This is a genomic window from Streptomyces sp. NBC_01750 (genome assembly GCF_035918095.1).
GTDB lineage: Bacteria > Actinomycetota > Actinomycetes > Streptomycetales > Streptomycetaceae > Streptomyces.
Genome location: NZ_CP109137.1, coordinates 2,831,023 through 2,856,089 on the forward strand (window position 1 = coordinate 2,831,023; position 25,067 = coordinate 2,856,089).

Consider the following 25,067-nt stretch of genomic DNA (forward strand, 5'->3'; position numbering starts at 1 on the left):
ATTGTCCGCTCAGCCGAGCTTCCGCAGGAAGCGGCGCAGTATCTCCTCGCCCGCCGCGACGCCCTTCTCCGTCAGTACGTCGGTGTTCGGGGCGGTCCAGCCGCTGTCGGCCAGCTCGCCGTGGCCGGGCCGCCAGGCGCGGTCCGCGGCGAGAAGCAGATCGGCGTCGAGGAGGGAGTCGCCGGCCGCGAGGATCCGCTCTGACCCGGTGCGGCGGGCCACTTCGCGCACCGCCGCGCTCTTGGTGAGCGGCTGCGGTACCGCATAGATCTTGCGGCCCTGGAGCGAGACGGTCCAACCGCGGCCCTCGGACCACTTGGCAAGCTCCTTCACCCAGCCATCGGGCAGCAGCGTGCGCTCGACGACCAGATAGGCGAAGAGGTCTTCGGCGATCCGTTCCTTGAGCAGCCAGGCGGGGTCGGCTGCGGCGATGAGATGAGCGCGGACCTCGGCGAGCGAGGCGCACTCGTCGGCGAGCGTGGCCGCCACCCGCCGCTGCCAGTCCGGGTCCGAGACGCCGTCGACGAGGAGGTGCCCGCCGTTGGCGCAGATCGCGAACTGCGGTGCGGGGCCCGGGAGTTGGATGCGGTGGTACTGCTCGCGGGTGCGGGTGGTGGTCGGTACGAAGACGCTGTCGGCGGCGAGCCTCGTCAGCAGGCCCGCCGCGGTCTCGGTGAGATACGACAGCGGCTTGCCCTCGTACACCTCGACGCAGAGGAGGCGAGGCGCGCCCGCGTCGGGCATGCGGAGCTGGAGGGCGGCGGCGGAGTAGATCAGGGTGCGGTCGAGATCGCTCGCGACGAGGGTGCTCGCCGCGGTGGCCTCCGGGGTGCTCACAGTGCCGACACCGCCTTGCCGTCCGCGCCGGTCGCTCCGCGGGTGTACTGCGGGTGGATCAACCCCACGCATGTGTACGGGAGTTCGTCGACCTCCTCGACCGGTACGCCGCGCTGCTCGGCGAGCAGCCGCACATGCAGGAGGTCGGCGCCCGCGCCGCGCTTGGCGAGGATCTTCCAGGGGACGCGGCGCAGCAGGACACGGGTCGTCTCGCCGACACCCGGCTTGACCAGGTTCACGTCGTGGATGCCGTACTCCTCGCTGATCCGCTCGACGGCGGCCCAGCCCTCCCATGTGGGCTGGCGGTCGGCCGACAGCAGCTCCTTGACCTCGGCGTCGACGGCGTCCACCACCTCGTCGAAGCGGGCGGCGACGGTGTCCAGGAAGTGCTGCGAGACATCGCCGTCGGCGAGCTCGCGGTAGAACTTCGCGCCGTGGAAGTCGTGCGGGCCGACGAGATCCGCGCGCAGGACCGTACGCGATATCAGGCCGGAGACGGTGGAGTTGAGACAGGCGGAGGGGATGAGGAAGTCCTCGCGCGTGCCGTAGGTGCGGACGCAGCCGCCGGGGTCGGCGAGGACCGCGATCTCCGGGTCGAAGCCCTCGAACTCCTTGAGCGCGTCGGCCAGTTCGCGGGTGATCGCGCCCTTGCCGGTCCAGCCGTCGACGAAGACGACGTCGGCCGGGTCGTGGTGCTCCTTGAGCCAGCGCAGGGCGTTGGTGTCGATGCCGCGGCCGCGCACGATGGACACGGCGTAGTGCGGCAGGTCCAGGCCGTGCCGGTGCTGTGCCCAACGGCGCATCAGTACGCCTACGGGGGTGCCGGCGCGGGCCAGCGAGACGAGCACGGGGCGCGGCTCGTGGGCGTCACTCCCACGCCGAAGGCGCTGGGGGAGTTCCGCGAGGACGGTCTCGGTCACGGTGCCGACGGCGCGTGCGATACGGGCCGCGGAGGTCTCCAGCGCGGCCTTGAACAGCTCCTGGTACTGGGCGCTGGGCTGGTACTCGACGGGCAGCGACTCGGCGTAGTGCGCGCCGCCGCTCTGTATCGCTTCCTCGCGCTCCTCCGTCGGGGCCTCCAGCTCGACGTCCGAGAGGTCCTGGAGCAGCCAGCCGACGTCTTCGGGGGCGTACGAGGAGAAGGCGGGGCCGCGGAGGGGCTCGGGCAGCATGAAGGCCCTTTCGGATTCGTCGGATCCATCGGATACGTCGGGTCCATCGGATGCGTCGGACACATCGGGGACATACGAGGGGACGACGGCCAGCACGACGTGCGGAGTGTGCTCGGCGAGCCGGGCCAACAGGCCGTCGGGGGCGTGCAGTCGGGGCGTGTCGGCGGCGGAGTCGACGACGGCGACGACAGCGTCGAAGCCGGCGCCCGCGACGTTGTAGGCGTACCGCTCGCCGGGGCCGTCGGCGGGGTCGTCATGGGCGGGGAAGACGAGGCGGCTGCGTATGGCATAGCCGGGATCGTCGACGGCGAGGACGGGTGAGCGGGTGGTGGTGGAGTACCGAACATCGGCGTCGAGCACCTGCTCAAGGGCGGTGGCGAGCCGGAGGGGCGCGTACATCAACTCCTCGAACCCGAGGACGAGTACACGGGGCCGGGCGGTGGCCGGGACACGGAGCACCTCGGCCAGGCGGGCGGCCATGCCCGGCAGGGCGGCCTCCAGCTGCTCGCGGTGGTCCGGCGTGAAGCCGTGCCGCCCGCCGTCGGGCACACCGGCCGGCCAGTCCAGCTCCACCTGCACGGCGGCGTGCGCCACCGACTGCCCGGCCGCCTCCGGCGCGCCCGGGACCATGTGTCCAGCCGCGTCCGCGGCCGCTACGGGATCGCCACCCGCCTCGTGCTCGGCCACCAGCGCCCGTCCCTTCTCCAGGACGCCCTCCGGCAGCTTCACCGTCCCCGAAGCCAGTGCCACCAGATCGACCCGTGCGCCGAGCTCCTCCGCGAACTCCGTCAAACGGCTCCGGTCCCGCTCCGAGCGCATGTCGACCAGCGCCACGATCACATACCGGTCCCGCGGATACCGTTCGTGCAGGTCGCGGATCGTGTTCAGCACGGTGTTACCCGTCGAGAACTCGTCGTCCACCAGGACCAGCGGGCCCGCACCCGCCAGCAGCCGTGGGTTCTCGGGCAGCAGGAGGTGGGAGGTCGCGTGGGAGTGGGACTCCTCGAAGCCGCCCGCCCGCGGCACGCCCTCGACCGGGCGGCGCGTGGAGTGCAGATACGGCGCCAGGCCCAGGCCGTCCGCCACCGAGTGCCCCAGTCCGGTCGCCGTCTCCGCGTAACCCAGGACGACCGCGCGGGCCGCCTCCGCGTCGCCGAGCAGATCGCGCACGCGACGTCCGAGCCGGTATCCCGCGTCGTACACCACCGCCGGCGACTGCGGCACATGCTTGCCCAGCACGTTCGACACCAGCAGATGCGCCCGCTTGGGATTGCGGCGCAGGGCCAGTCCCAGCAGGCCGCTCAGCGTCTCGTCTCCTGCGAGCCCGACGCCGAGCCGCTCAGCGACCCACGTTCCCGACCACACCACGCTTACAGTCTCTTCCTTCGTCATGTCAGCCCGAGAGCCCGGCCGTGAGCAGCTCCACGAAGCCGACGTCCTCCTTGGCCACGCCGAAGACCTCGGCACGCAGCAGCGTGCGCTCGGCCCAGGCCCGGTGGGGCTTCACTTCGTTCATCTTGTTCGTGTACGCGGAACGCATCACGCCTCCGCCGCCCCGTTCCGGCCGCACGATGTCCTGCGCGTCACTGAACTCCTCGTGACTGACTACGGACAGTGCGTGCACGGGCAGCACATGCGAGGGATGGATACAGGTCTTGCCCTGCAGACCGTTGGCCCGGTCCAGCTCGATCTCGCGGAGCAGGCCGTCCAGGTCGTGCTCGATGAGCGCGGTGCGCAGTTCCTCCGCCCGCCCCTCCATGAAGGGGCTTCGGCGCAGCTGCGGCTTGAACATGCGCTCCTGGAGCCGGAAGTACTCCCACACCGGCCCGGTCACCGTGAAGCCGGTGCCGTCCGCCCGTCCCAGGACGTTCACCACGTCGGCGATGACCGCGGCGACGATCTGGACGTCGTACGCGGTCATATCGGGCGAGCGGCGCAGTCCGTAGGCCGAGCAGAAGTCCGTGACGCCGAGTCGCAGCGCCAGGACCCGCTCGCGGTACTTGTCCACGGTGCGGGCGATCCCGGCGAGCGTCTCGGCGCGGGTTTCGAGGTGGAGCAGGCTGGGAGATTCCAGTACGGGCATGGCAAAGAGCCGCTGTCCGCTCGCTGCTTCCGCGGAGGAGAGCGCCTCCAGGAACGCCACGCCCCGCTCTTCCGTGAACTTCGGTAGTACAAATCCGGCCAGTCTCCGGACCGAGCGGCCGAGCCGGTCCACCAGATCCGGAATCTGCCCGGGTTCGCGGACCCGGATGAAGAGCAGCGGCAGCTCCGCGTCACGCGCGTCGAGGTCGGCGAACTGCCGGATCAGGTTCTCCTCGGCCTCGGCGACTTCCGCGTCGTCGATGGAATCCTCCAGGCAGAGGACCATGGAGACGACTCCGCGGCCGATCTGCTTGAGCACGTCGTCGGCAAGCTTCGGCCGGGTGGCGGGGCTGTAGAGGGTGGCACCGAGCGCGGTGGCGAGCAGGCGGCCGGGCGAGGCTGCCGTGAATTCGCACGGCTCCTGATGGAAGAGACTCTCCCGGACAGCAGGCGAAAGATGCCCGAAGTGACGCATTTATTTCCCCCGTACTGCCTTGGCGGCCCAACTGACGTGGCCGGTAATAGTACGTACGACTGTGTGTCAAGAGTTCCCCAAGCCCATGAATTCCAGGTAACCCGCTTGCACCATGCCTATGTCCTGGCCGGAGAACAAGGGGCCCCGCGTTGTCCGCAGGGCCTCCGGGAAGGCAGGATGACGGACATGACGCACGCGATGCTGAAGGGTTCGAACGTCCCTCTCGATGCCATGGCCGTACGGGCCGTGTTGCGCTGGACCCCGGGCACCGGGGTCCCCGATGTGGACGCCTCGGCCCTGTTGCTCGGCCAGGACGGCCGTGTGCGCTCTGACGAGGACTTCGTCTTCTACAACCAGCCGCGCCACCCTTCGGGGCTGGTGCGGCGGCTGCCGAAGAAGCGCATCGCCGAGCGGCTGACCGACACCGTCGAGGCGGATCTCGCCGCCCTCGACCCGTCGGTCGACCAGGTGGTGCTCGCCGCCTCTTCGGACGGCGACACCTTCCAGCATGTACGGGATCTGCGAATACTGCTCTACGACGCCGCCCTGGCCGACAGCGACCCGCTGGCCGTCTTCGATGTGAAGCCGGAGACCGGCGAGGAGACCGCGATCATCTGCGGTGAGCTCTACCGGCGCGGGGACGGCTGGAAGTTCCGTGCGGTCGCGCAGGGCTATCCGACCGGCCTGGTCGGCCTGGCCACGGCGTTCGGCATCTCGGTGGACGAGGCGGAGGCGGCGGCCGAGCCGCCGGCCCAGCCACCCCTCCAGCCGCCGTCCCCGCCCCCGGCCCAGTCCGCGTACGGGTATCCGCAGCCGGCCTCGGGGCAGCCCGCGTACGGCTATCCCCAGCCCGCCACGGCCCAGCCCGGGTACGGCTACCCGCAGCCCGCCGCGGCGGCCGCGCACGCTCCTGACCCGAACTTCCGGCTGCCGCCCATGGGCCCGCAGTTCATTCGGGCCTGAGTATTCGGGTCTGAGCCGCGGGCAGCCGCCTCAGACCCGGTTCTTGTAGCCGCGGCCCCACTGCAGGCCCCAGCCGTACAGCCGGTCGAGCTCCGCCTGGAATCCGTACACGAACTTCACCTCACGGCGCACGATCAGCTCGCCCTTGACGTTCTCCATGGAGAACACCGCGCAGGAACGGGCCTGTGGCGCGCGCTCGTCGAGCTCGATCTCGACCCGCGGGCCGTTGCTGGGGTAGAGCGTCACATGCGCGTGCGTACGGTCGAAGGCCGGTGTCTGGTCGTAGATGTACGCGAAGAACAGCAGCCGTTTGATCGACTCGCGGTGGTCGAGGTTGACGTAGAGCGTCTCGCCCGAGGGAGAGCCGAACCGGTCGTCGCCGCTGAGCTTCACATAGGGCGGCTCGTTGATACCGCCGAAGAAGCCGCCCAGCGGCTGCACGACGCCCTTGCTGCCGTCCGTGAGCTCGTACAGACAGCCGAGGTCGAGGTCCACGTTGACCACGCCCTGGGTGTGCGCCTGGACCACATCGGGCTGGAAGAGCTTGAAGGGGTGGCGCAGCAGTCTGCCGCTCTGCTTGGACCTGCCCTCGATATCGGATGTGCGCATCCGCCAGGACAGGTTGACGCGCAGATTGCCGGTGGCCGCGCCCTGCTTGGTGAGCGAGACCGTCGGGTGCCGCTTGGTCAGCTCGATGGAATTGGTCGCGGCACTCCCCGAGTCGAACTGCGGTGACCGCCCCCGCCACAGGCTGTCCCAGAAGGCCATACCCCACCCCCACACGCATCGATGAACCCCGCGGGGCGGCGCCGAGGCCGGTGCCTCGGAGCCGCCCCGCTCAGAGCGTTCCTCAATCCCGGCCGGGTCACACCCCGGCGGGGGTTTCCTGTGGCTCGTTCTCCGCCGCCTCGAGCGCCTTGTTGCGGCGCACCGAGGACCAGAACGACCAGGCGATCAGCACCACGCCGACCAGACCCGTGATGATCTCGTTGATCTGGTACTGGATGGTGACGAGCAGAATCACGGCGAGCGCGCCGATCGCGTAGTGCGCGCCGTGCTCCAGGTAGACGTAGTCGTCGAGGGTTCCCTGGCGGACCAGGTAGACCGTGAGCGAACGGACGTACATGGCGCCGATACCGAGGCCGAGCGCCATCAGCACGATGTCGTTGGTGATGGCGAAGGCGCCGATGACGCCGTCGAAGGAGAAGGACGCGTCCAGCACCTCGAGGTAGAGGAACATGAAGAACGCGGCCTTGCCCGCCATCACGACGGCCGAGACCGGCTTGCCGGCCTTCTTGGCCTCTTCCTCGGCCTCGTGCTCGCGCTCCTCCTCCTCCTCGAGCCGGTTCTCGAAGAAGCCGGAGAGCCCGCCCACGATCAGATACGTGATCAGACCTGCGATACCGGAGATCAGCACCGTCTGGGCCTTGTCCGCGTGCCCGGCGTGCTGGTGGGCGTTGACGGCGAAGGTCATCGAGCTGACCATCAGCACGATCAGCGCGATGCAGACCGACAGCATGTCGACCTTGCCGAGCTTGGCCAGCGGCCGCTCCAGCCAGGCCAGCCACTTGATGTCACGGTCCTCGAAGATGAAGTCGAGGAAGATCATCAACAGGAACATACCGCCGAAGGCCGCGATCGACGGGTGCGCGTCGGTGACCAACTGCTCATAGCGCTCGGGCTGGTTGAACGCCAGGTCCACGGCCTCGATCGGGCCCAGCTTGGCGCTGATGGCGACGATCACGACAGGGAAGACCAGTCGCATACCGAACACGGCGATGAGCACGCCGATCGTGAGGAAGATCTTCTGCCAGAATGCACTCATCTTCTTCAGGATTCCGGCGTTGACCACCGCGTTGTCGAAGGACAGCGAGATCTCGAGGATGGACAGGATCAGGACGACCCCGAACGCGGTCCACCCGCCGTAGAGCACCGCTGCGACCAGGCCGATCGCGGTGACCGCGAACGACCAGCCGAAGGTTTTCAGAACCACTGGTACCCAATCGTGTTAGTACGGGTGGCCCCGCACCAAGTCCGGGTTTCCCCATTCCAGTGCGTGGCTTTACGAAACGTTGACCCCGAAGTCTAGAGCGATGCCTCGGAGCCCCGACGCGTACCCCTGCCCCACTGCACGGAACTTCCACTCGCCGCCGTAGCGGTAGAGCTCGCCGAAGATCATCGCCGTCTCGGTCGAGGCATCCTCGCTCAGGTCGTAGCGGGCCAGTTCCTGGCCGTCCGCCTGATTGGCCACCCGGATGAAGGCGTTGCTGACCTGCCCGAACGTCTGGCCGCGGTTGTCGGCCTCATGAATGGAGACCGGGAAGACGATCTTGTCGACATGGGCCGGCACCTTGGTGAGATCCACCAGCAGCGACTCGTCGTCACCCTCGCCCTCGCCCGTGAGGTTGTCGCCGGTGTGCTCCACGGAGCCGTCGGGGCTCGTGAGGTTGTTGTAGAAGACGAACCACTCGTCGCCGAGTACCCGGCCGGACTGGCAGAGCAGTGCACTGGCATCGAGGTCGAAGGGCGCTCCGGTGGTGGAGCGCGCGTCCCATCCGAGCCCTACCAGCACCTGCGTGAGGTTCGGTGCGGCCTTGGAGAGGGAGACATTGCCTCCCTTGGCGAGCGTGACGCCCATGATCGTGGGTCCTCCCCTGGATGACGTGTCGCGAGGTTCTGCGGGTGTTCGAGGTTCTGCGGGTGTTCGAAGTTCTGCGGCCGGCGAAGTGCTGCGGCCGGCGAGGTTCTGCGGCCTTCGGGCGTTCTGAGCCTTTCGAGGCTCGGCGGTGTTCAGGCACGTCCGGCGCCGCACGGAGATGTGCGGCGCCGGAAGCGGAGGTACTGCTGGCTCAGACGTTCACACCGAAGTCCTGCGCGATACCGCGCAGGCCGGAGGCGTACCCCTGGCCGATGGCACGGAACTTCCACTCCGGGCCGTTGCGGTAGAGCTCGCCGAAGACCATCGCGGTCTCGGTCGAGGCGTCCTCGCTCAGGTCGTAGCGGGCCAGTTCGTTGTTGTCGGCTTGGTTGACGACGCGGATGAACGCGTTGCGCACCTGACCGAAGGACTGCTGGCGAGCCTCGGCCTCATAGATCGAGACCGGGAACACGATCTTCTCGACGTCGGCCGGGACCGAAGCGAGGTTGACCTTGATCTGCTCGTCGTCGCCCTCGCCCTCGCCCGTGAGGTTGTCACCGGTGTGCTCGACGGAGCCGTCGGTGCTCTTGAGGTTGTTGAAGAAGACGAAGTTGCCGTCGGTGGCGACCTTGCCCTCGGCGTTGGTCAGCAGGGCGCTGGCGTCGAGGTCGAAGTCGGTGCCGGTGGTGGTCCGGACATCCCAGCCCAGGCCCACGGTGACCGCGGTCAGGTTGGGCGCGGCCTTGGTCAGCGAGACGTTGCCGCCCTTGCTGAGGCTGACTCCCACGAGTCCCTCCATTGGTTTTCAGGGCCAGGGCCCCGTAGTGCGTTGGTATCGGATCAACGAATGGATCCTAGTGACCGGTTCCCGCGCAAAACACCCTTTGGCGCGGGGCGCCCGATGAATCAGAGAGTGTCCAGCGCCTTGATGTACTCGGTCAGGTCGCGGGCATCCGGCAGACCGTTCACAACGGTCCAGCGGACCACGCCCTCCTTGTCGATGATGAAGGTTCCGCGCACGGCGCACCCCTTCTCCTCGTCGAAGACGCCGTAGGCGCGCGAGGTCTCGCCGTGCGGCCAGAAGTCCGAGAGCAGCGGGTACTCGAGGCCCTCCTGCTCGGCGAAGACGCGCAGCGTGTGGATCGAGTCGTTGGAGACCGCGAGCAGCTGGGTGTCGTCGTTGACGAACGAGGGCAGTTCGTCACGGAGCGCGCAGAGCTCGCCCGTGCACACACCGGTGAAGGCGAAGGGATAGAAGAGGAGCACCACGTTCTTCTCGCCGCGGAAGTCGGCGAGACGCACGGCCTTGCCGTGGTTGTCCTTCAGCTCGAAATCCGGGGCCTCGGTGCCGACCTCGATCGCCATGACGGTGCTTCCCTTCGCTGGGCGGAGCCTGGTGGTCCGTTCGGGTGGTGTCCACCCTACGCAGAGGCCCCCGCCGACCTACGTCGACGGGGGCCTTCGGGCGCTCGGCGCTCAGCGCTTGGACTTGGGTGCGCTCAGTCGGGTGCCCGACCAGTCCTTGCCCGCATTGATGCTCTTGGTCTGGGAGAGACCGGAGGTCTGCGCGGCTTCGTTGATGTCGCTCGGCTCGATGTAACCGTCCCTGCCGGTCTTCGGCGTAAGCAACCAGATGTCGCCGCCCTCGTCGAGCAGGCCGATGGCGTCCACCAGCGCGTCCGTAAGGTCGCCGTCGTCGTCACGGAACCAGAGCACGACGACGTCTGCGACGTCCTCGTAGTCCTCGTCGACGAGTTCCTGGCCGATTACAGCCTCGATGCCCTCACGGAGTTCCTGCTCGACGTCATCGTCGTAGCCGATCTCCTGGACCACCTGTCCGGGCTCGAACCCCAGCCTGACGGCCGGGTTGGTCCGCTCCTCCGCGTGGTCCGCGGTCGCGCTCACGGCTTGCCTCCTGATCATGTTTGGAAAATGCTGCAGCCCCGCGCGTGCGCGTGGCGTTGGCCGTAGTCCACACGGGCGGGACCGATCGCGCAAGTACCCGGCCGTCCAGACCGCCGAAACGGTGACGTTTGCGGCCGTCTCGACGCAACTCCAGGCACGCTCGGACCCCTGTCATTGTTCCTGCCACACCATTCGACCACCTTTACGTCTTTTCCTCGCTTCGGTGAGTCAATCGGAGCCGAACAGCCGGACCAAACGCATTGACGCCCTGGGCGTAAGGTTGCGATTTGCCCGAACCCGGAACCGGGGTTCGGGCCGGATGTCTCCGAGAACACGGGTTACCCCTCGGTAGAGATGACGTTTGCCTCCTCGCGGTACACGATGGAGGCGGTGCGACACCGCGCAGACATCCCGTACGTCCCGTAGAGGCAGTGCCCCCGAACAGCGAAGGAATAGCGTGGCTTCCGGATCCGATCGCAATCCGATCATCATTGGCGGCCTTCCCAGTCAGGTTCCGGACTTCGATCCTGAAGAGACCCAGGAGTGGCTGGACTCCCTCGACGCCGCCGTCGACGAGCGGGGCCGGGAGCGCGCCCGCTACCTGATGCTCCGCCTGATCGAGCGTGCCCGCGAGAGGCGCGTGGCCGTGCCCGAGATGCGCAGCACGGACTACGTCAACACCATCGCCACCAAGGACGAGCCGTTCTTCCCCGGCAACGAGGAGATCGAGCGCAAGGTCCTCAACGCGACCCGCTGGAACGCCGCGGTGATGGTCTCGCGCGCGCAGCGCCCGGGCATCGGCGTCGGCGGGCACATCGCCACCTTCGCCTCCTCCGCGTCCCTCTACGACGTCGGCTTCAACCACTTCTTCCGTGGCAAGGACGGGGGCGACGGCGGCGACCAGATCTTCTTCCAGGGCCACGCGTCGCCCGGCATCTACGCCCGCGCCTTCCTGCTGGACCGGCTCGACGAGAACCAGCTGGACGCCTTCCGCCAGGAGAAGTCCAAGTTCCCGAACGGGCTGTCCAGCTACCCGCACCCGCGGCTGATGCCGGACTTCTGGGAGTTCCCGACCGTGTCGATGGGCCTCGGCCCGCTCGGTGCGATCTACCAGGCGCGGATGAACCGCTACATGGAGGCGCGCGGCATCGCGGACACCTCCAAGTCGCACGTGTGGGCGTTCCTCGGCGACGGCGAGATGGACGAGCCCGAGTCGCTCGGCCAGCTGTCCATCGCGGCCCGCGAGAGCCTGGACAACCTGACCTTCGTCGTCAACTGCAACCTGCAGCGCCTCGACGGCCCGGTACGCGGCAACGGCAAGATCATCCAGGAGCTGGAGTCCCAGTTCCGCGGCGCCGGCTGGAACGTCATCAAGCTGGTCTGGGACCGCTCCTGGGACCCGCTGCTCGCGCAGGACCGCGACGGCATCCTGGTGAACAAGCTGAACACCACGCCGGACGGCCAGTTCCAGACGTACGCCACCGAGACCGGCGCGTACATCCGTGAGCACTTCTTCGGCAGCGACCAGCGGCTGCGCAAGATGGTCGAGGGCATGACCGACGAGCAGATCCTGCACCTGGGACGCGGCGGTCACGACCACAAGAAGGTCTACGCGGCCTACACGGCGGCCAAGGCGCACAAGGGCCAGCCGACGGTGATCCTCGCGCAGACGATCAAGGGCTGGACTCTCGGTCCGAACTTCGAGGGCCGCAACGCGACCCACCAGATGAAGAAGCTGACGGTCGACGACCTCAAGCGCTTCCGCGACCGGCTGCACATCCCGATCACGGACCAGCAGCTGGAGAGCGGCGCGCCGCCGTACTACCACCCGGGCCGGAACTCCGAAGAGATCCAGTACATGCACGACCACCGCAAGGCGTGCGGCGGCTATGTGCCGACCCGTGTGGTGCGCGCGAAGCCGCTGGACCTGCCGGAGGACAAGACCTACGCCACCGCCAGGAAGGGGTCGGGCCAGCAGTCGATCGCCACGACCATGGCGTTCGTCCGCATCCTGAAGGACCTGATGCGGGACAAGGAGATCGGCAAGCGATTCGTGCTGATCGCACCCGACGAGTACCGCACCTTCGGCATGGACGCGTTCTTCCCGAGCGCCAAGATCTACAACCCGCTGGGCCAGCAGTACGAAGCGGTGGACCGCGAGCTGCTGCTCGCCTACAAGGAGTCGCCGACCGGCCAGATGCTGCACGACGGCATCTCCGAGGCCGGCTGCACGGCATCGCTGATCGCCGCCGGTTCGGCGTACGCCACGCACGGCGAGCCCCTGATCCCGGTCTATGTCTTCTACTCGATGTTCGGTTTCCAGCGGACCGGCGACCAGTTCTGGCAGATGGCCGACCAGCTGGCGCGCGGCTTTGTACTGGGCGCGACCGCGGGACGTACGACTCTGACCGGTGAGGGTCTGCAGCACGCGGACGGCCACTCACAGCTGCTCGCCTCGACCAACCCGGGCTGTGTCGCGTACGACCCGGCCTTCGGCTACGAGATCGCGCATATCGTCAAGGACGGCCTGCGCCGGATGTACGGCCCGGACAGCGAGGACGTCTTCTACTACCTCACCGTCTACAACGAGCCGATCCAGCACCCGGCGGAGCCCGCTGATGTCGACATCGACGGCATTCTCAAGGGCATCCACCGCTTCAAGGCGGGCGAGGCCGGTGCGATCCCCGCGCAGATCATGGCGTCCGGTGTGGCCGTGCCGTGGGCGGTCGAGGCTCAGCGGATCCTCGCCGAGGAGTGGAACGTCAGGGCCGACGTCTGGTCCGCGACGTCCTGGAACGAGCTGCGCCGTGAGGCCGTCGACGCGGAGCGGCACAATCTGCTCCACCCGGAGGAGGAGCAGCGCGTCCCGTACGTCACGCAGAAGCTGCAGGGCTCCGAGGGCCCGTTCGTGGCGGTCTCGGACTGGATGCGCTCGGTCCCTGACCAGATCTCGCGCTGGGTGCCCGGCACGTACCAGTCGCTGGGGGCGGACGGCTTCGGCTTCGCCGACACGCGTGGTGCGGCCCGTCGCTTCTTCCACATCGACGCGCAGTCGATCGTGCTCGCGGTGCTCACCGAGCTCGCGCGGGACGGCAAGGTCGACCGCTCGGTGCTGAAGCAGGCGGTGGACCGTTACCAACTGCTGGATGTGGCGGCGGCGGACCCCGGCCCGGCCGGCGGCGACGCGTAAGCGGATGGTTCGGTGAAGGGCGGCGGAACCCATGAGGCTCCGCCGCCCTTTCGCATCGGAGGCCCGGGGGCCGTCCCCCGGAAAAGCACAGCCCTACGATGCCTGGCATGAAACAGCGAACAGCGCAGGTCCGGTGGGAACAGCGCATGCAGACACCCCTGCTGGCGCTCGCCCTGGCGTTCGCCGTCGCCTATGCCATACCGATCGTGACGCCCGACGCGAAGAGCTGGGTGCACACGGTCTGCATGGTCATCGAGTGGGTGGTGTGGGGCTCCTTCGCCGTCGACTACCTCGTACGCCTGACGCTGGCGCCCGGCAAATTGCTTTTCGTACGCAGCCATCCGCTGGATCTGATCGCGGTGCTGCTGCCGCTGGTGCAGCCGCTGCGGCTGCTGCGGGTCGTCTCCACGCTGCTGCTGGTGGGCCGGCGGGCCAGGATGGCGCCGCAGATCACGCTGACGACATATGTCGGTGGCGCGGTGGTGGGGCTGATGATGTTCGGCTCGCTCGCCGTGCTCCATGTGGAGCGGGACGCGCCCAACGGAAACATCAAGACGCTGGGCGACGCCGTGTGGTGGTCGTTCACGACGATGACGACGGTCGGGTACGGCGATCACGCGCCGACGACGGGTCTGGGGCGGGTGCTCGCGGTCGGGCTGATGCTCGCGGGGATCGCGCTGCTCGGTGTCGTCACCGCCAATATCGCGGCGTGGTTCATCTCCCGCTTCGAGCGGGACGACGCGGAGGAGCGCCGGCAGACGGCGCTCCTCGAAGCGCTGACCCAGGAGGTCAGGCAGCTGCGGGTCGAGGTCGGACGACTGTCGGGCGCGGCGGCGGCGTCCGTTCCCGGCGTGGTGCCGGTTCGGGACGGTGTTGCTGCCACGCCCGACAAGGCGGCGATCTGACCGGTCGGGCCGACGGCCCGGTTTCCCCGATCGGCCGGGTGCAGGTGTGTCCCGGGGCCGGGGCTGCCGGCAGCCCCGAGGGGCCGCCTGAGAGGCCGTCAGAACAGGCCGTTGCCCATGGCTGACACTCCCGTCAGCCAGACGATCGCCAGCACGGTGTCAATGGCACCGAGCACGACGCCGACCAGTGCCGGGACCGGCTGTGCGCCGTTCCAGCGACGTCCCATGCCGAGCCAGCCGCAGACGATCGCGATCGGACCGAGGATGATCCCCAGCACGAAGAATCCCGCGATCGCGCAGATCAGCCCGATGATTCCGAGTACCGCGCGGTCCGGCCCGCTCCGCGACCACGTCCGGCCGCGTGAGCGAGGGTGCTTGCGCGTGGTGTGTCCGAAGCCCGCCATCATCACTCCCTGGGGTTGTCGAATCGGGGCCCGCACAGCGGGTACCCCCGTTCAGCGCTCCCAGACCTTGAAGGCTCTGATCTGGTACGGGGATTGGGGCGCCCAGGTGCCGCCGCCCGGGTAGGTCTCGAACTCGCCCGTCTCCTCGCACTCGGCCGACTGGTACGTGGTGACGGGCCGTCCGGTGCGGTTGGCCAGCGCCTCCGCGGTGGTGCCGGGCGGCAGCGGGACACAGCTCTCGATATCGGTGCCGGAGAGCTCATGGACCTGGCGTGCGCCCTTGAAGTTCGCCTTCTCCCAGAGGCAGAACTGGCCGGCCGCGCACTCCCCGAGGCGCGGCGCCGCGGCGGTGGCCGCTGTCGTCTGCGGCGCCAGTACTGCTGCGGCCAGGATTCCGGCCGTGAAGATTTTACGCATATCGGTCAACCCCCGTGTCGTACGGATCACTTGACCGCACCCTGACCTGCGCTCGGCGCTCGGGGGAAGAGGGGCCGGAGCACATCACCCGGATAGGCGACAGCTCCGCCGGGTGGGCCCTGCGGGGCTGTCGTACGCGCCCTGTTGACCCCGGCTTCGGCCGCACCGACCAGGACCGGCGCGAGACCGAGGCCGAGCAGGGCGAACCGGACCGGCATCGGAAGGCTGCCGGTGTCGGTCGACAGGTCGACATGTCGGGCCTTCTCTGCGCGCTGGTCCTCGAGGATCAGTACGCCGGGTACGAGCGCCAGGACGCCGGCCGGGTCCGGACCGCCTCGGGCCGCGCTCGCCGAGAACTGGCGTAAGGAGAACATAAAAGCGGACCGCGGAGCGCACCGGAGCGTACGCCCCAGGCGCACGGAATGTGACGTCCTTCCCCTCTTTCCGCGCGGAACACGTGATCTGCCTCACGGTCTTCGCGGGGCCCCTCGCGCGTCTCCTAGGGTGTCCCGCAGTGACTTCCTTCGACTCCTCCCCCACCTTGACCGCATGGCGCACTCTGCTCGCCCTCGCGGTCGTGTTCATGATGCTGGCGACGAGCGGCTGGACCGCCGTACGGCATCAGAGCGGCCCCCGTGATGCCCTCCAGGCCGAACTGGCCGGATGGGCAAAGGCCCGGATCGGTGCGCGTGAGCTGCCCGGCACCGACACGCCTCCGCAGCGGCTGGCCGCCTTCTTCGCCTCGCTCGGTCCCCTGCAGCGGACCGAGCTCACCGACCGGTACCCACTCGTGATCGGCAATCTCAACGGCGCCCCGGTCACCCTGCGCTACCGCGCCAACCGCAAAGCCCTCGCGCGTTCGTTCCAGCTGGAAAGCAAGCGGGTGAGCGACCCGAACCTCACGGCGGACGGCCACCACGACGCGATCCGCCGGATGAACCGCTTCGAGGCACTCATGAGCGCGGACCGGCAGATCCTCGCCTTCGATCCATCGGGCCCCGGCAAGGTCGCCGAGGTCCTCGGCGACCTCGACCGCGCCCAGCGTGTCTCCGTGATCGTCCCCGGTGTCGACACCAACCTGCTCACCTTCCAGCGGTCCACTCGCAAGTACTCCGCGCCCGTCGGCATGGCCCAGTCGCTGTACGCCGCCGAGCGGGCCGCCTCGCCCCGGACCCGTACCGCCGTCATTGCCTGGGCCGACTACACCGCGCCCGTCGGTGTCGGCATGGACTCGGCCATCGGCCGGCTCGCCGAGAACGGCGCGGTGCGGCTGACCGCGCTCACCTCCGCGCTGCCCGGCAACGCCAAGGTCGCGCTGTTCTGCCACAGCTACGGCTCCGTGGTGTGCGGTGTCGCCGCCGGCCGGCTGCCCGAGCGGGTGGGCGACATAGCGGTCGCCGGCAGCCCGGGAATGCGGGCCGAGAATGTGGCCGGTCTCCGCTCACGGGCCCGGGTGTGGGCCATGCGGGACAGCGACGACTGGATCCGGGGCGTACCGCATATGGAGGTCGGCGGGCTGGGCCACGGCGAGGACCCGGTGACGCCGGCGTTCGGGGCGCGGGTGATGTCGGCGGCCGGCGCGATCGGACACGCAGGCTATTTCGAGCCGGGAACCGAGAGCGTCAGCAACTTCGCCGAGATAGGCGTCGGTTCCTTCCACAGCGTGACCTGTGCGAGCGACAACGACACCTGCCGCAGCGGTATTTACGGCGAGGAAGCGGCCTGACGCGCGTAGAACTCCGTGGATCGGGGTGAGCGCCGAGGGGCGACGCGCGGGCGCACGCCGCATACGATGAGGCGTATGGGTGACGTTCTGGCCGGAATTCAAGCCACTTGGGAGTTCGAGACCGACTCCGTGCTCATCCGCTTCGAACGGGGGGGCCGTACGCCGAAGCTGTTCCAGACGCTTCGCGAACGCCGTATCCCCCACGAGGCGTTGGCGTCGGTGACCCTCGCGCCGGGCAAGCGGGGCACGGTGGTGCTGCACGCCGTGCCCAGACACGGAGCGGATCCGCTGATGGAGGCCGCGGCGGGGCAGTTGAAGGAAGGCTGCGACCCGTACCGCCTGGTGCTGCCCGCGGAGCGCGAGACGCTCGCCGAGTACTACGCCGACGAGCTGCGCGCGCTGCTGCCGACCGACGCGGACCGGCCCACCGAACGGTACGCCGTGGCCGCGCCCGAGGCCCCGCTGCACTTCAAGGCGTACGACGGCAAGGCCTCCTTCGACGGCTCGCAGGTCTCCTTCCGCTGGTCGCGGACGGGCGCGTCGTCCGCCAAGTGGCGGGCGGGCGACCAGAGTTTTCCGGTGACGGAGCTGAGCGGGGTCGAATGGCGCTCGCCGGAGGCGTTCGACGGGTACCTGCGGCTGCTGCGGCACGGCGAGGAGCCCTGCGACGAGGGAGCTGGGCACTCGCAGGTGGACCAGGACCCGGCCGCGGTGCTCTTCGGGATCAGGTACGGGCCGGTGCACGAGTCGCTGCCGTTCGCGGCCGCGGTGCTCGAATCCGTACAGAACAGCGACTCGGCACCGGCGATGGCGCTGCGGGCCGGCCGGCGCGACCCGGCCGACATCGCGGAGCGGATACGGCACCTCGGGGAGCTGCACCAGGCGGGGCTGGTGACGGACGAGGAGTTCAGCACGAAGAAGGCGGAGCTGCTCGCGCGGCTGTGAGCGCCCGCGTCTCGTAGCGGGTGGTCACCTGGCGGCGGCTGCCGGTGCGGGAGACCGTCCGCGGGACGGTTCGCGCGCCTTCGGATCTACGTGGCCGAAGGGAGACGAACACCCGCCGGGCAGTGGCAGGACTGCTCACGGCGGGCTTCGCGTCTTCGCGCTCCGGACCGGCTCAGACCTCGCGCGCCGCCGACGTCGAGGACATGTCCGGGTAGCGGTCTCCCGCCACCAGTCCGGCGATCGGCTCGAGCAACGCCAGCTCCTCGGCGGTCAGCGTCAGCCGGGTCGCGCCGAGGTTCTCCAGCAGCCGGCTGCGCTTGCGGGTGCCCGGGATCGGAACCACGGCGAGCGAGTGCACCTCGGCCCGCTGCTGCACCCAGGCGAGAGCGACCTGGGCGGCCGTCGCGCCGTGCGCCGCCGCGATCTTGTGGACCGGCTCCAGGAGCGCCGCGTTGGCCTTGGCGTTGTCGCCGGTGAAGCGTGGCTGGAACTTACGGAAGTCGCCCTCCGACAGGTCCTTGCCGGCGTCCGCGAACGCCCCGGTCAGAAAGCCGCGGCCGAGCGGCGAGTACGGCACGAAGGCGACACCCAGCTCCGCCGCCGCGCCCACCGCGCTGCGCTCCACGTCCCGGCTGAACAGCGACCACTCCGACTGCAGGGCCGCGATCGGGTGCACGGCGTGCGCCTCGCGCAGCTCCGCGCCCGTGACCTCGCTCAGCCCCAGGTGCTTGACCTTGCCCTCCTCGACCAGCTCGGCCATCGCGCCGACGGACTCGGCGAACGGCACGGCCGGATCGCGGCGGTGCATGTAGTACAGATCGATGACATCGGTCTTCAGCCGCTTGAGGCTCTCTTCGACGGCCTGCCGGATGTACGCCCGGTCATTGCGGATGCCCCGGTAGTGCGGGTCGTCCGTCCGCTCGATGGAGAACTTGGTGGCCAGGGTTATCCCGTCGCGGTGCGCGCCGAAGAACGGTGCGAGGAACTCCTCGTTGGCGCCCCGCCCGTACACGTCCGCGGTGTCGAAGAGTGTGACGCCCGCCTCGAGCGCCGCCTCCAGGGTGTCCTTGGCCGCCGCCTCGTCGGTGTCTCCGTAGAACTCGCTCATACCCATGCAGCCCAGGCCCTGCACACCGACCAGCGGTCCGTCGGTCCCGAGCCGCACCTGTGCGATCTTGCTGTTGCTCATCAGGGTTCAGACCCTCTCCGGCGCCCGGTGGGCGCCCGCGTAAAACTCGATCTTGTAGTCCAGGACGGCGAGCGTGTCCTGGAGCTCCGCGATGCGCGACCGCACATCGCGCCGCGTCCGCTCCAGCAGCTCCTGCCGTGCCTCGAACGTGTGCTCGCCCTCGCGCACCAGTTCGGCGTAGCGGACCATGTCCGCGACCGGCATCCCGGTCAGCCGCAGCTTGCCGACGAAGGCGAGCCAGTCCAGGTCACGGTTGGTGAAGCGCCGCTGTCCGGTGTGCGACCGGTCGACGTTCGACATCAGCCCGATCCGCTCGTACCAGCGCAGGGTGTGTGCGGTGAGCCCGGTGAAGGCGACGACCTCGCTGATCGTGTAGCGGTCCTGCCCGTCGGGGCGGGGATGCGCACGGGGAGCGGATACGCAGATTTCCGTCCTTGCAGACGTGCTCTCGATCACCGTCATGCCCTCAACGCTAGAACCTTCGAGTGCACTCGAAGCAAGCAGAATCTGATGGCAGTTTCCGCGCAGTGCCGATTAGCCTCCTGCGCATGAGCCTCGCACGCCGTGCCACACCCGCAGACGCCGAAGAGCTGGTTCGCCTCCGCAAGGTCATGCAGGACTCGCATCACGGTCCCAGTCCCGACGTCAGCCGGCAGCCCGCCGCCGTCGAAACCCTCCGCAAGAAGCTCGCCGACTCCGACTCCGACGCCGATCTGACCGTCTTCGTCGTCGAGCGCCCCGGAGGCCTCGCGGCCTGCGCGGTCGGCACCATCGAGTACCGACTCGGCGGACCCGGCAATCCGCATGGCACGAGCGGCTATGACGGGGGTCCGGGGGTGTCCCCCGGGAAAGCACAGCAGTGTCGCGACCGACCCGGATCTGCGGCGCCGCGGCTACTCCCGCGCCTGCATGGAGGCGCTGCTCGGCTGGTTCCGCGAGCGCGGCGTGTCCAGGATCGACCTGCGTGCCTCCTCCGACGGCGAGCCGCTGTACGCCTCGCTCGGCTTCGTCCGCACCCCTGATCCTGCGATGCGCCTCACCCTTTAGGCTCGTACGCATGCAGAGTCTGGCGATGATCGAGAACTGGCCGGTACCCACCGCGGCGGCCGCCGTCGTACGAGCGGACGGAACCGTCGCCGGTTCGTACGGCCCCCTCTCGCACCGTTTCCCGCTGGCCTCCGTCACCAAGCCGCTCGCGGCGTACGCGGTGCTCGTGGCCTACGAGGAGGGGGCGATCGAGCTCGATGAGCCGGCCGGTCCCGAAGGCTCCACGGTCCGTCATCTGCTCGCCCACACCTCGGGACTCGCCTTCGACGAGCACCGTGTGACGGCCCCGCCCGGCACCCGCAGGCTCTACTCGAACGCGGGCTTCGAGGTGCTCGGCGACCATATCGCCAAGGCGACGGAGCTCCCGTTCGCGGAGTATCTGAGCCAGGCGGTGCTGGAGCCGCTGGGTATGACGGCGACCACGCTGGACGGCTCTCCGGCCAGGGACGGCGTCTCGACGGCCGAGGACCTGGTGAAGTTCGCCGCGGAGGTGCAGGCCCCGCGGCTGCTGGACGCCCGCACGGTCCTGGAGGCGATGACGGTCGTCCATCCCGGTCTGTCCGGCATCCTGCCCGGCTACGGCCATCAGAAGCCCAACGACTGGGGTCTCGGCTTCGAGATCCGGGACGGCAAGTCACCGCACTGGACCGGCAGTTCGTCCTCGCCGCGCACCTTCGGCCACTTCGGCCAGTCCGGCACGTTCCTGTGGATCGACCCGGACGCGCGCGCGGCGTGCGTGGCGCTCACGGACCGGGCCTTCGGGCCGTGGGCCGTCGAGGCGTGGCCGCCGTTCACGGACGCGGTGCTGGCCGAGCTGCGCCGAGGGTGAACCGGGCTCCACCCCCGGCACCCGCGCCTCAAACTCTCTCGGGGCTTGAATTCGCCTCGTTCAGCTCCCAGAGCAGGACCTCGGCGGTCCCCACCGCAGCCAGCACCAGGCCCTCCGCGTCCCTGATTCGCGCCGCGTCACCCGGGCCCAACTCCTCGCCCCCCAGCCGGACTGCGCCCCGCACCACATGGACGTACACCGCGGCCGCGTCCGGCACCGCCGTGCGCTCGCCCGCGGTGAGGCGGCGTACGTGCAGCATCGCGCCCGCCTGCGGGAGCGCGTAGGGAGTCGAGTCCGCGATGCCGTGCACGATCTCGTACGACGGCTCGCCACCCGGCGACAGCGGCGCGAGCCACAGCTGCACGAAGACCAGCGGCGCGTCCCCGTCGTTGCGCTCCACATGCCGCACGCCGCCCGCCGAGCTGAGCCGCTGGACGTCACCGGGCCGCACCACGCTCGCGTGGCCCGCCGAGTCGCGGTGCGTGAGCTCGCCATCGACGACCCAGGTGACGATCTCGGTGTGGCTGTGGGGATGCTCGTCGAAGCCCGCGCCTGGCTCGAGCCGCTCCTCGTTGCAGGCGAGTATCGCGCCGAAGCGGATGTTGTCCGGGTCGTAGAAGCGCCCGAAGGAGAAAGCGTGCAGGGACTCGATGCCCGAGGCGGGATCGCCGCCGCGGAAGCGGTCGGCGGAGCGCCGTACGTCAATCACGGGTCCACCGTAGCCCCGCGGCACCGCCCGGTTGGACGGTCCGGAGCCCCGCCACTCCGCGCACCCGTCCCGATAAGGCACTCTTGTCCCCGTGCCCGAACCTGCAGCGAACCCCGCCCACCCGCATTCCGCGACTCTTCGCCGTCTGGAGCAGTCCTCCGGCCGACTCGCCGCGAACGCCATCGCGCGTATGGACGAGACGCTGTCCTGGTACCGGGCGATGCCGCCGGAGAACCGTTCCTGGATCGGTCTGGTCGCCCAGGCCGGCATCGCCGCGTTCACCGAGTGGTTCCGGCATCCGGAGACCCCGCAGGCGATCTCGACCGATGTCTTCGGTACGGCTCCGCGCGAGCTGACCCGGGCCATCACGCTGCGCCAGACCGTCGAGATGGTGCGCACCACCATCGAGGTCATGGAGGCGGCGATCGAGGAGGTCGCCGCCCCCGGCGACGAGTCGGTCCTGCGCGAGGCGCTGCTCGTCTACGCACGCGAGATCGCCTTCGCGACCGCCCAGGTGTACGCGCAGGCCGCCGAGGCCCGCGGCGCCTGGGACGCCCGCCTGGAATCCCTCGTGGTGAACGCCGTACTGTCCGGCGAGGCCGACGAGGGCGCGGTCTCCCGCGCCGCCGCGCTCGGCTGGAACTCACCCGAACATGTCTGCGTCATCCTCGGCACCGCACCCGACGGGGACAGTGAGCTCACCGTCGAGGCGATCCGCCGCGCTGCCCGGCACGCCAAGCTCCAGGTCCTGACCGGAGTCCTCGGCGACCGGCTCGTCGTCATCGCGGGCGGCAGCGACAATCCGCTGCACGTCGCCAAGGCGCTGATCGGACCGTATGCGGCCGGACCCGTCGTCGCTGGGCCCGTCGTCCCCGACCTGCTCGCCGCGACCAGGTCCGCGCAGGCCGCGGCCGCCGGGCTCAAGGCGGGCTCCGCCTGGCAGGACGCACCGCGCCCCGTTCTCGCGGACGATCTGCTGCCGGAGCGAGCGATCGCCTCAGACCCTGCCGCGCGCGAGCAGTTGGTGGAGGAGATCTACAGACCGTTGGAAGAAGCGGGCTCGGCGCTACTGGAAACTCTGAGCGTCTATCTGGAACAGGCAAGCAGTCTGGAGGGGGCGGCGCGGATGCTCTTCGTCCACCCCAACACCGTGCGCTACCGGCTGCGACGTGTGACCGACGTCACCGGATGGTCACCCTCCGATGTGCGCTCCGCGTTCACTCTGCGAATCGCGCTGATCCTGGGGCGTCTGGCCGACGGGGATTCGCAGTCCTAGACTTTTGTCGAACACCAACAATTCCCCTGACGGTTCTTCGTCCCTGTCCCCACGGGCGGTTGAGGCCGTCCGCAAGAGAGAGTGTGAGGGTGCTCGTACTCGTCGCTCCCGGCCAAGGCGCTCAGACGCCCGGCTTCCTGACTCCCTGGCTCGACCTCCCCGGCGCTGCCGACCGCATCGCGGCCTGGTCCGACGCCATTGAGCTCGACCTTGCCCACTACGGCACGAAGGCCGACGCGGACGAAATCCGCGACACCGCCGTGGCACAGCCGCTGCTCGTCGCCGCCGGCCTGCTGTCGGCCGCCGCGCTGTTCGACGGGGCGGCCCAAAGGCCCGGTGCCGTCGCGGGTCACAGCGTCGGTGAGATCACCGCCGCTGTGTTCGCCGGTGTCCTTGAGGACGCCGCCGCGCTCCGTTTCGTACGCACGCGAGGCCTGGCGATGGCCGAGGCCGCCGCGGTCACCGAGACCGGTATGTCGGCCGTCCTCGGCGGCGACCACGAGCAGGTCGTCGCCCACCTCGAGAAGCTCGGCCTGACCCCGGCGAATGTGAACGGCGCCGGCCAGATCGTCGCCGCCGGCACCGCCGAGCAGCTCGCCGCGCTGGCCGAGGACAAGCCGGAGAAGGCCCGTGTCATCGCGCTGAAGGTGGCCGGTGCGTTCCACACTCACCACATGGCTCCCGCGGTCGCGACCCTCCAGGAGGCCGCGGCCGGCCTCACGGTCGCCGACCCGGCCGTCCCGTACGTCTCGAACAGGGACGGGCAGACGGTCTCCGGCGGCGACGACGTCATCGCCCGGCTGGTCGGCCAGGTCGCCAACCCGGTCCGCTGGGACCTGTGCATGGAGACCTTCAAGGAGCGGGGCGTCACGGCCCTGATCGAGGTCTGTCCCGGCGGCACGCTCACCGGCCTCGCCAAGCGCGCGCTGCCGGGTGCGAAGACGCTCGCGCTGAAGACCCCCGACGACCTCGACGCGGCCCGCACGCTGCTCACCGAGCACTCTGCCTGACAAGGAGCCGTAGAGCATGTCGAAGATCAAGCCCAGCAAGGGCGCCCCGTACGCACGGATCATGGGTGTCGGCGGTTACCGCCCGACCCGGGTCGTGCCCAACGAGGTGATCCTCGAGACGATCGACTCCTCCGACGAGTGGATCCGCTCGCGCTCGGGCATCGCCACCCGCCACTGGGCCTCCCCCGAGGAGACCGTGGCCGCGATGTCCGTCGAGGCCTCCGGCAAGGCGATCGCCGACGCCGGAATCACCCCGCAGCAGATCGGCGGCGTGATCGTCTCCACCGTCTCGCACTTCAAGCAGACCCCTGCCGTCGCCACCGAGATCGCGGACAAGATCGGCGCGATCAAGCCGGCCGCGTTCGACATCTCCGCGGGCTGCGCCGGCTTCGGCTACGGCCTGACCCTGGCCAAGGGCATGATCGTCGAGGGCTCGGCGGAATATGTACTTGTCATCGGCGTCGAGCGGCTCAGCGACCTCACCGACCTGGAGGACCGTGCGACGGCCTTCCTGTTCGGCGACGGTGCGGGCGCGGTCGTCGTCGGCCCGTCCAAGGAGCCGAAGATCGGCCCGACCGTCTGGGGCTCCGAGGGCGACAAGTCCGAGACCATCAAGCAGACCGTGCCGTGGGACGACTACCGCAACGGCACCGTCGAGAAGTTCCCGGCCATCACGCAGGAGGGCCAGGCGGTCTTCCGCTGGGCCGTCTTCGAGATGGCGAAGGTCGCGCAACAGGCCCTGGACGCGGCCGGGATCAGCGCCGACGACCTGGACGTCTTCATTCCGCACCAGGCGAATATGCGGATCATCGACTCGATGGTGAAGACTCTGAAGCTGCCGGAGCACGTCACGGTCGCCCGTGACGTGGAGACCACCGGCAACACCTCGGCCGCCTCGATCCCGCTCGCCATGGAGCGGCTCCTGGCGACCGGGGCGGCGAAGAGCGGTGACACCGCGCTCGTCATCGGCTTCGGGGCGGGTCTCGTCTACGCCGCGACGGTCGTTACCCTCCCCTAGGCACACCGGATCTTCCGGACGCCACACCCTCTGAAACAAACCGAAGGAGCGCCACATGGCCGCCACTCAGGAAGAGATCGTCACCGGTCTCGCGGAGATCGTGAACGAGATCGCCGGTATCCCGGTCGAGGACGTCCAGCTGGACAAGTCCTTCACCGACGACCTGGACGTCGACTCGCTGTCCATGGTCGAGGTCGTCGTCGCAGCCGAAGAGCGCTTCGACGTCAAGATCCCGGACGACGACGTCAAGAACCTGAAGACCGTCGGCGACGCCGCGGACTACATCGCCAAGCACCAGGCCTGAGCCTGAATCGCGTTTGTCGCCACCCG

The 25,067-nt window shown here is 69.2% G+C and carries 25 protein-coding genes and 1 pseudogene; 11 read left to right on the forward strand and 15 right to left on the reverse strand.

Annotated features, from left to right (window positions below):
• Nucleotides 1-9 precede the first annotated feature (9 nt).
• Genes OG966_RS12770 through OG966_RS12780 form a run of 3 tightly spaced genes read right to left on the reverse strand, consistent with a single transcriptional unit; the run spans nt 10 to nt 4,566 of the window.
• Complete coding sequence (locus OG966_RS12770) at nt 10-837, reverse strand: HAD family hydrolase (protein ID WP_326649697.1); 828 nt, start codon at nt 835-837, stop codon at nt 10-12.
• Entirely contained in the window at nt 834-3,401 is a 2,568-nt protein-coding gene (locus OG966_RS12775; protein WP_326649698.1) for a phosphoribosyltransferase, read from the reverse strand. The genes OG966_RS12770 and OG966_RS12775 overlap by 4 nt, the downstream gene beginning before the upstream one ends.
• Before the next feature lies 1 nt (nt 3,402).
• Nucleotides 3,403-4,566, reverse strand: coding sequence for an HpcH/HpaI aldolase/citrate lyase family protein (locus OG966_RS12780; RefSeq protein WP_326649699.1), 1,164 nt, complete (start codon nt 4,564-4,566; stop codon nt 3,403-3,405).
• A 177-nt stretch (nt 4,567-4,743) separates the two neighbouring features.
• Here OG966_RS12780 and OG966_RS12785 point away from each other — a divergent pair, with 177 nt between their 5' ends.
• On the forward strand, nt 4,744-5,529 hold the full coding sequence (locus OG966_RS12785) for a TerD family protein (RefSeq protein WP_326649701.1): 786 nt from the start codon (nt 4,744-4,746) through the stop codon (nt 5,527-5,529).
• Between the two features lie 30 nt (nt 5,530-5,559).
• On the opposite strand, the gene OG966_RS12790 is transcribed toward OG966_RS12785, so the two are convergent.
• The 6 genes from OG966_RS12790 to OG966_RS12815 form a co-directional block, all read right to left on the reverse strand.
• The gene (locus tag OG966_RS12790; RefSeq protein ID WP_326649703.1) at nt 5,560-6,297 is read right to left on the reverse strand and encodes a TerD family protein; all 738 of its coding nucleotides are present in this window, start codon (nt 6,295-6,297) and stop codon (nt 5,560-5,562) included.
• A 97-nt stretch (nt 6,298-6,394) separates the two neighbouring features.
• Nucleotides 6,395-7,522 (reverse strand): DUF475 domain-containing protein, encoded by a 1,128-nt coding sequence (locus OG966_RS12795; RefSeq protein ID WP_326649704.1) that lies wholly within the window; start codon nt 7,520-7,522, stop codon nt 6,395-6,397.
• Nucleotides 7,523-7,591: 69 nt separating this feature from the next.
• Nucleotides 7,592-8,167 carry a TerD family protein gene (locus OG966_RS12800; RefSeq protein ID WP_326649705.1) on the reverse strand — a complete coding sequence of 192 codons (576 nt, stop codon included), beginning with the start codon at nt 8,165-8,167 and terminating at the stop codon, nt 7,592-7,594.
• Nucleotides 8,168-8,378: 211 nt separating this feature from the next.
• Nucleotides 8,379-8,954, reverse strand: coding sequence for a TerD family protein (locus OG966_RS12805; RefSeq protein WP_326649706.1), 576 nt, complete (start codon nt 8,952-8,954; stop codon nt 8,379-8,381).
• A gap of 119 nt (nt 8,955-9,073) precedes the next feature.
• Nucleotides 9,074-9,532, reverse strand: coding sequence for a peroxiredoxin (locus OG966_RS12810; RefSeq protein WP_326649707.1), 459 nt, complete (start codon nt 9,530-9,532; stop codon nt 9,074-9,076).
• Between the two features lie 111 nt (nt 9,533-9,643).
• Nucleotides 9,644-10,072, reverse strand: coding sequence for a DUF3052 domain-containing protein (locus OG966_RS12815; RefSeq protein WP_326649708.1), 429 nt, complete (start codon nt 10,070-10,072; stop codon nt 9,644-9,646).
• Between the two features lie 457 nt (nt 10,073-10,529).
• Here OG966_RS12815 and aceE point away from each other — a divergent pair, with 457 nt between their 5' ends.
• Nucleotides 10,530-13,262, forward strand: a complete 2,733-nt coding sequence (gene aceE / locus OG966_RS12820) for a pyruvate dehydrogenase (acetyl-transferring), homodimeric type (RefSeq protein WP_326649709.1) — start codon at nt 10,530-10,532, stop codon at nt 13,260-13,262.
• 98 nt (nt 13,263-13,360) lie between these two features.
• The gene (locus OG966_RS12825) at nt 13,361-14,167 is read left to right on the forward strand and encodes a potassium channel family protein (RefSeq protein WP_442806692.1); all 807 of its coding nucleotides are present in this window, start codon (nt 13,361-13,363) and stop codon (nt 14,165-14,167) included.
• A 98-nt stretch (nt 14,168-14,265) separates the two neighbouring features.
• On the opposite strand, the gene OG966_RS12830 is transcribed toward OG966_RS12825, so the two are convergent.
• Genes OG966_RS12830 through OG966_RS12840 form a run of 3 tightly spaced genes read right to left on the reverse strand, consistent with a single transcriptional unit; the run spans nt 14,266 to nt 15,362 of the window.
• A complete protein-coding gene (locus OG966_RS12830; protein ID WP_326649712.1) occupies nt 14,266-14,574 on the reverse strand; it encodes a small hydrophobic protein in 309 nt (102 codons plus the stop codon).
• A 48-nt stretch (nt 14,575-14,622) separates the two neighbouring features.
• Entirely contained in the window at nt 14,623-14,988 is a 366-nt protein-coding gene (locus OG966_RS12835; protein WP_326649713.1) for a peptidase inhibitor family I36 protein, read from the reverse strand.
• 26 nt (nt 14,989-15,014) lie between these two features.
• Nucleotides 15,015-15,362, reverse strand: coding sequence for a hypothetical protein (locus tag OG966_RS12840; RefSeq protein WP_326655574.1), 348 nt, complete (start codon nt 15,360-15,362; stop codon nt 15,015-15,017).
• Between the two features lie 140 nt (nt 15,363-15,502).
• On the opposite strand from OG966_RS12840, the gene OG966_RS12845 reads away from it, so the two are divergent.
• A complete protein-coding gene (locus OG966_RS12845; protein WP_326649714.1) occupies nt 15,503-16,714 on the forward strand; it encodes an alpha/beta hydrolase in 1,212 nt (403 codons plus the stop codon).
• Between the two features lie 75 nt (nt 16,715-16,789).
• Nucleotides 16,790-17,659, forward strand: a complete 870-nt coding sequence (locus tag OG966_RS12850; protein ID WP_326649715.1) for a DUF4429 domain-containing protein — start codon at nt 16,790-16,792, stop codon at nt 17,657-17,659.
• 172 nt (nt 17,660-17,831) lie between these two features.
• On the opposite strand, the gene OG966_RS12855 is transcribed toward OG966_RS12850, so the two are convergent.
• Together OG966_RS12855 and OG966_RS12860 are read right to left on the reverse strand one after the other, a co-directional pair.
• Complete coding sequence (locus OG966_RS12855) at nt 17,832-18,848, reverse strand: aldo/keto reductase (RefSeq protein ID WP_326649716.1); 1,017 nt, start codon at nt 18,846-18,848, stop codon at nt 17,832-17,834.
• Nucleotides 18,849-18,854: 6 nt separating this feature from the next.
• Entirely contained in the window at nt 18,855-19,310 is a 456-nt protein-coding gene (locus OG966_RS12860; RefSeq protein WP_326649717.1) for a MerR family transcriptional regulator, read from the reverse strand.
• Between the two features lie 86 nt (nt 19,311-19,396).
• Between OG966_RS12860 and OG966_RS12865 the strand changes: the two are divergent.
• Both OG966_RS12865 and OG966_RS12870 read left to right on the forward strand, forming a co-directional pair.
• Nucleotides 19,397-19,895: pseudogene (locus OG966_RS12865) on the forward strand (GNAT family N-acetyltransferase).
• Between the two features lie 10 nt (nt 19,896-19,905).
• On the forward strand, nt 19,906-20,724 hold the full coding sequence (locus tag OG966_RS12870) for a serine hydrolase domain-containing protein (protein WP_326649718.1): 819 nt from the start codon (nt 19,906-19,908) through the stop codon (nt 20,722-20,724).
• Between the two features lie 28 nt (nt 20,725-20,752).
• Here OG966_RS12870 and OG966_RS12875 read toward each other — a convergent pair whose 3' ends face one another.
• Nucleotides 20,753-21,433, reverse strand: coding sequence for a pirin family protein (locus OG966_RS12875; RefSeq protein WP_326649719.1), 681 nt, complete (start codon nt 21,431-21,433; stop codon nt 20,753-20,755).
• 91 nt (nt 21,434-21,524) lie between these two features.
• Between OG966_RS12875 and OG966_RS12880 the strand changes: the two genes are divergently transcribed.
• From OG966_RS12880 to OG966_RS12895, 4 genes are all read left to right on the forward strand, one after another.
• A complete protein-coding gene (locus OG966_RS12880) occupies nt 21,525-22,709 on the forward strand; it encodes a PucR family transcriptional regulator (RefSeq protein WP_326649720.1) in 1,185 nt (394 codons plus the stop codon).
• Nucleotides 22,710-22,798: 89 nt separating this feature from the next.
• Entirely contained in the window at nt 22,799-23,719 is a 921-nt protein-coding gene (locus tag OG966_RS12885; RefSeq protein ID WP_326649721.1) for an ACP S-malonyltransferase, read from the forward strand.
• A 16-nt stretch (nt 23,720-23,735) separates the two neighbouring features.
• The gene (locus tag OG966_RS12890) at nt 23,736-24,737 is read left to right on the forward strand and encodes a ketoacyl-ACP synthase III (RefSeq protein WP_326649722.1); all 1,002 of its coding nucleotides are present in this window, start codon (nt 23,736-23,738) and stop codon (nt 24,735-24,737) included.
• 55 nt (nt 24,738-24,792) lie between these two features.
• Nucleotides 24,793-25,041 carry an acyl carrier protein gene (locus tag OG966_RS12895; RefSeq protein WP_078077492.1) on the forward strand — a complete coding sequence of 83 codons (249 nt, stop codon included), beginning with the start codon at nt 24,793-24,795 and terminating at the stop codon, nt 25,039-25,041.
• The last annotated feature ends 26 nt before the right edge of the window (nt 25,042-25,067 follow it).

What these genes read in the sequence shown, in the direction of transcription:
- OG966_RS12775 (WP_326649698.1), bottom strand. Translation starts at nt 3,401, where the DNA reads ATGACGAAGGAAGAGACTGTAAGCGTGGTGTGGTCGGGAACGTGGGTC.
- OG966_RS12780 (WP_326649699.1), bottom strand. Translation starts at nt 4,566, where the DNA reads ATGCGTCACTTCGGGCATCTTTCGCCTGCTGTCCGGGAGAGTCTCTTC.
- OG966_RS12785 (WP_326649701.1), top strand. Translation starts at nt 4,744, where the DNA reads ATGACGGACATGACGCACGCGATGCTGAAGGGTTCGAACGTCCCTCTC.
- OG966_RS12790 (WP_326649703.1), bottom strand. Translation starts at nt 6,297, where the DNA reads ATGGCCTTCTGGGACAGCCTGTGGCGGGGGCGGTCACCGCAGTTCGAC.
- OG966_RS12800 (WP_326649705.1), bottom strand. Translation starts at nt 8,167, where the DNA reads ATGGGCGTCACGCTCGCCAAGGGAGGCAATGTCTCCCTCTCCAAGGCC.
- OG966_RS12810 (WP_326649707.1), bottom strand. Translation starts at nt 9,532, where the DNA reads ATGGCGATCGAGGTCGGCACCGAGGCCCCGGATTTCGAGCTGAAGGAC.
- OG966_RS12825 (WP_442806692.1), top strand. Translation starts at nt 13,361, where the DNA reads ATGCCTGGCATGAAACAGCGAACAGCGCAGGTCCGGTGGGAACAGCGC.
- OG966_RS12830 (WP_326649712.1), bottom strand. Translation starts at nt 14,574, where the DNA reads ATGATGGCGGGCTTCGGACACACCACGCGCAAGCACCCTCGCTCACGC.
- OG966_RS12835 (WP_326649713.1), bottom strand. Translation starts at nt 14,988, where the DNA reads ATGCGTAAAATCTTCACGGCCGGAATCCTGGCCGCAGCAGTACTGGCG.
- OG966_RS12840 (WP_326655574.1), bottom strand. Translation starts at nt 15,362, where the DNA reads ATGTTCTCCTTACGCCAGTTCTCGGCGAGCGCGGCCCGAGGCGGTCCG.
- OG966_RS12850 (WP_326649715.1), top strand. Translation starts at nt 16,790, where the DNA reads ATGGGTGACGTTCTGGCCGGAATTCAAGCCACTTGGGAGTTCGAGACC.
- OG966_RS12855 (WP_326649716.1), bottom strand. Translation starts at nt 18,848, where the DNA reads ATGAGCAACAGCAAGATCGCACAGGTGCGGCTCGGGACCGACGGACCG.
- OG966_RS12860 (WP_326649717.1), bottom strand. Translation starts at nt 19,310, where the DNA reads ATGACGGTGATCGAGAGCACGTCTGCAAGGACGGAAATCTGCGTATCC.
- OG966_RS12870 (WP_326649718.1), top strand. Translation starts at nt 19,906, where the DNA reads ATGCAGAGTCTGGCGATGATCGAGAACTGGCCGGTACCCACCGCGGCG.
- OG966_RS12890 (WP_326649722.1), top strand. Translation starts at nt 23,736, where the DNA reads ATGTCGAAGATCAAGCCCAGCAAGGGCGCCCCGTACGCACGGATCATG.
- OG966_RS12895 (WP_078077492.1), top strand. Translation starts at nt 24,793, where the DNA reads ATGGCCGCCACTCAGGAAGAGATCGTCACCGGTCTCGCGGAGATCGTG.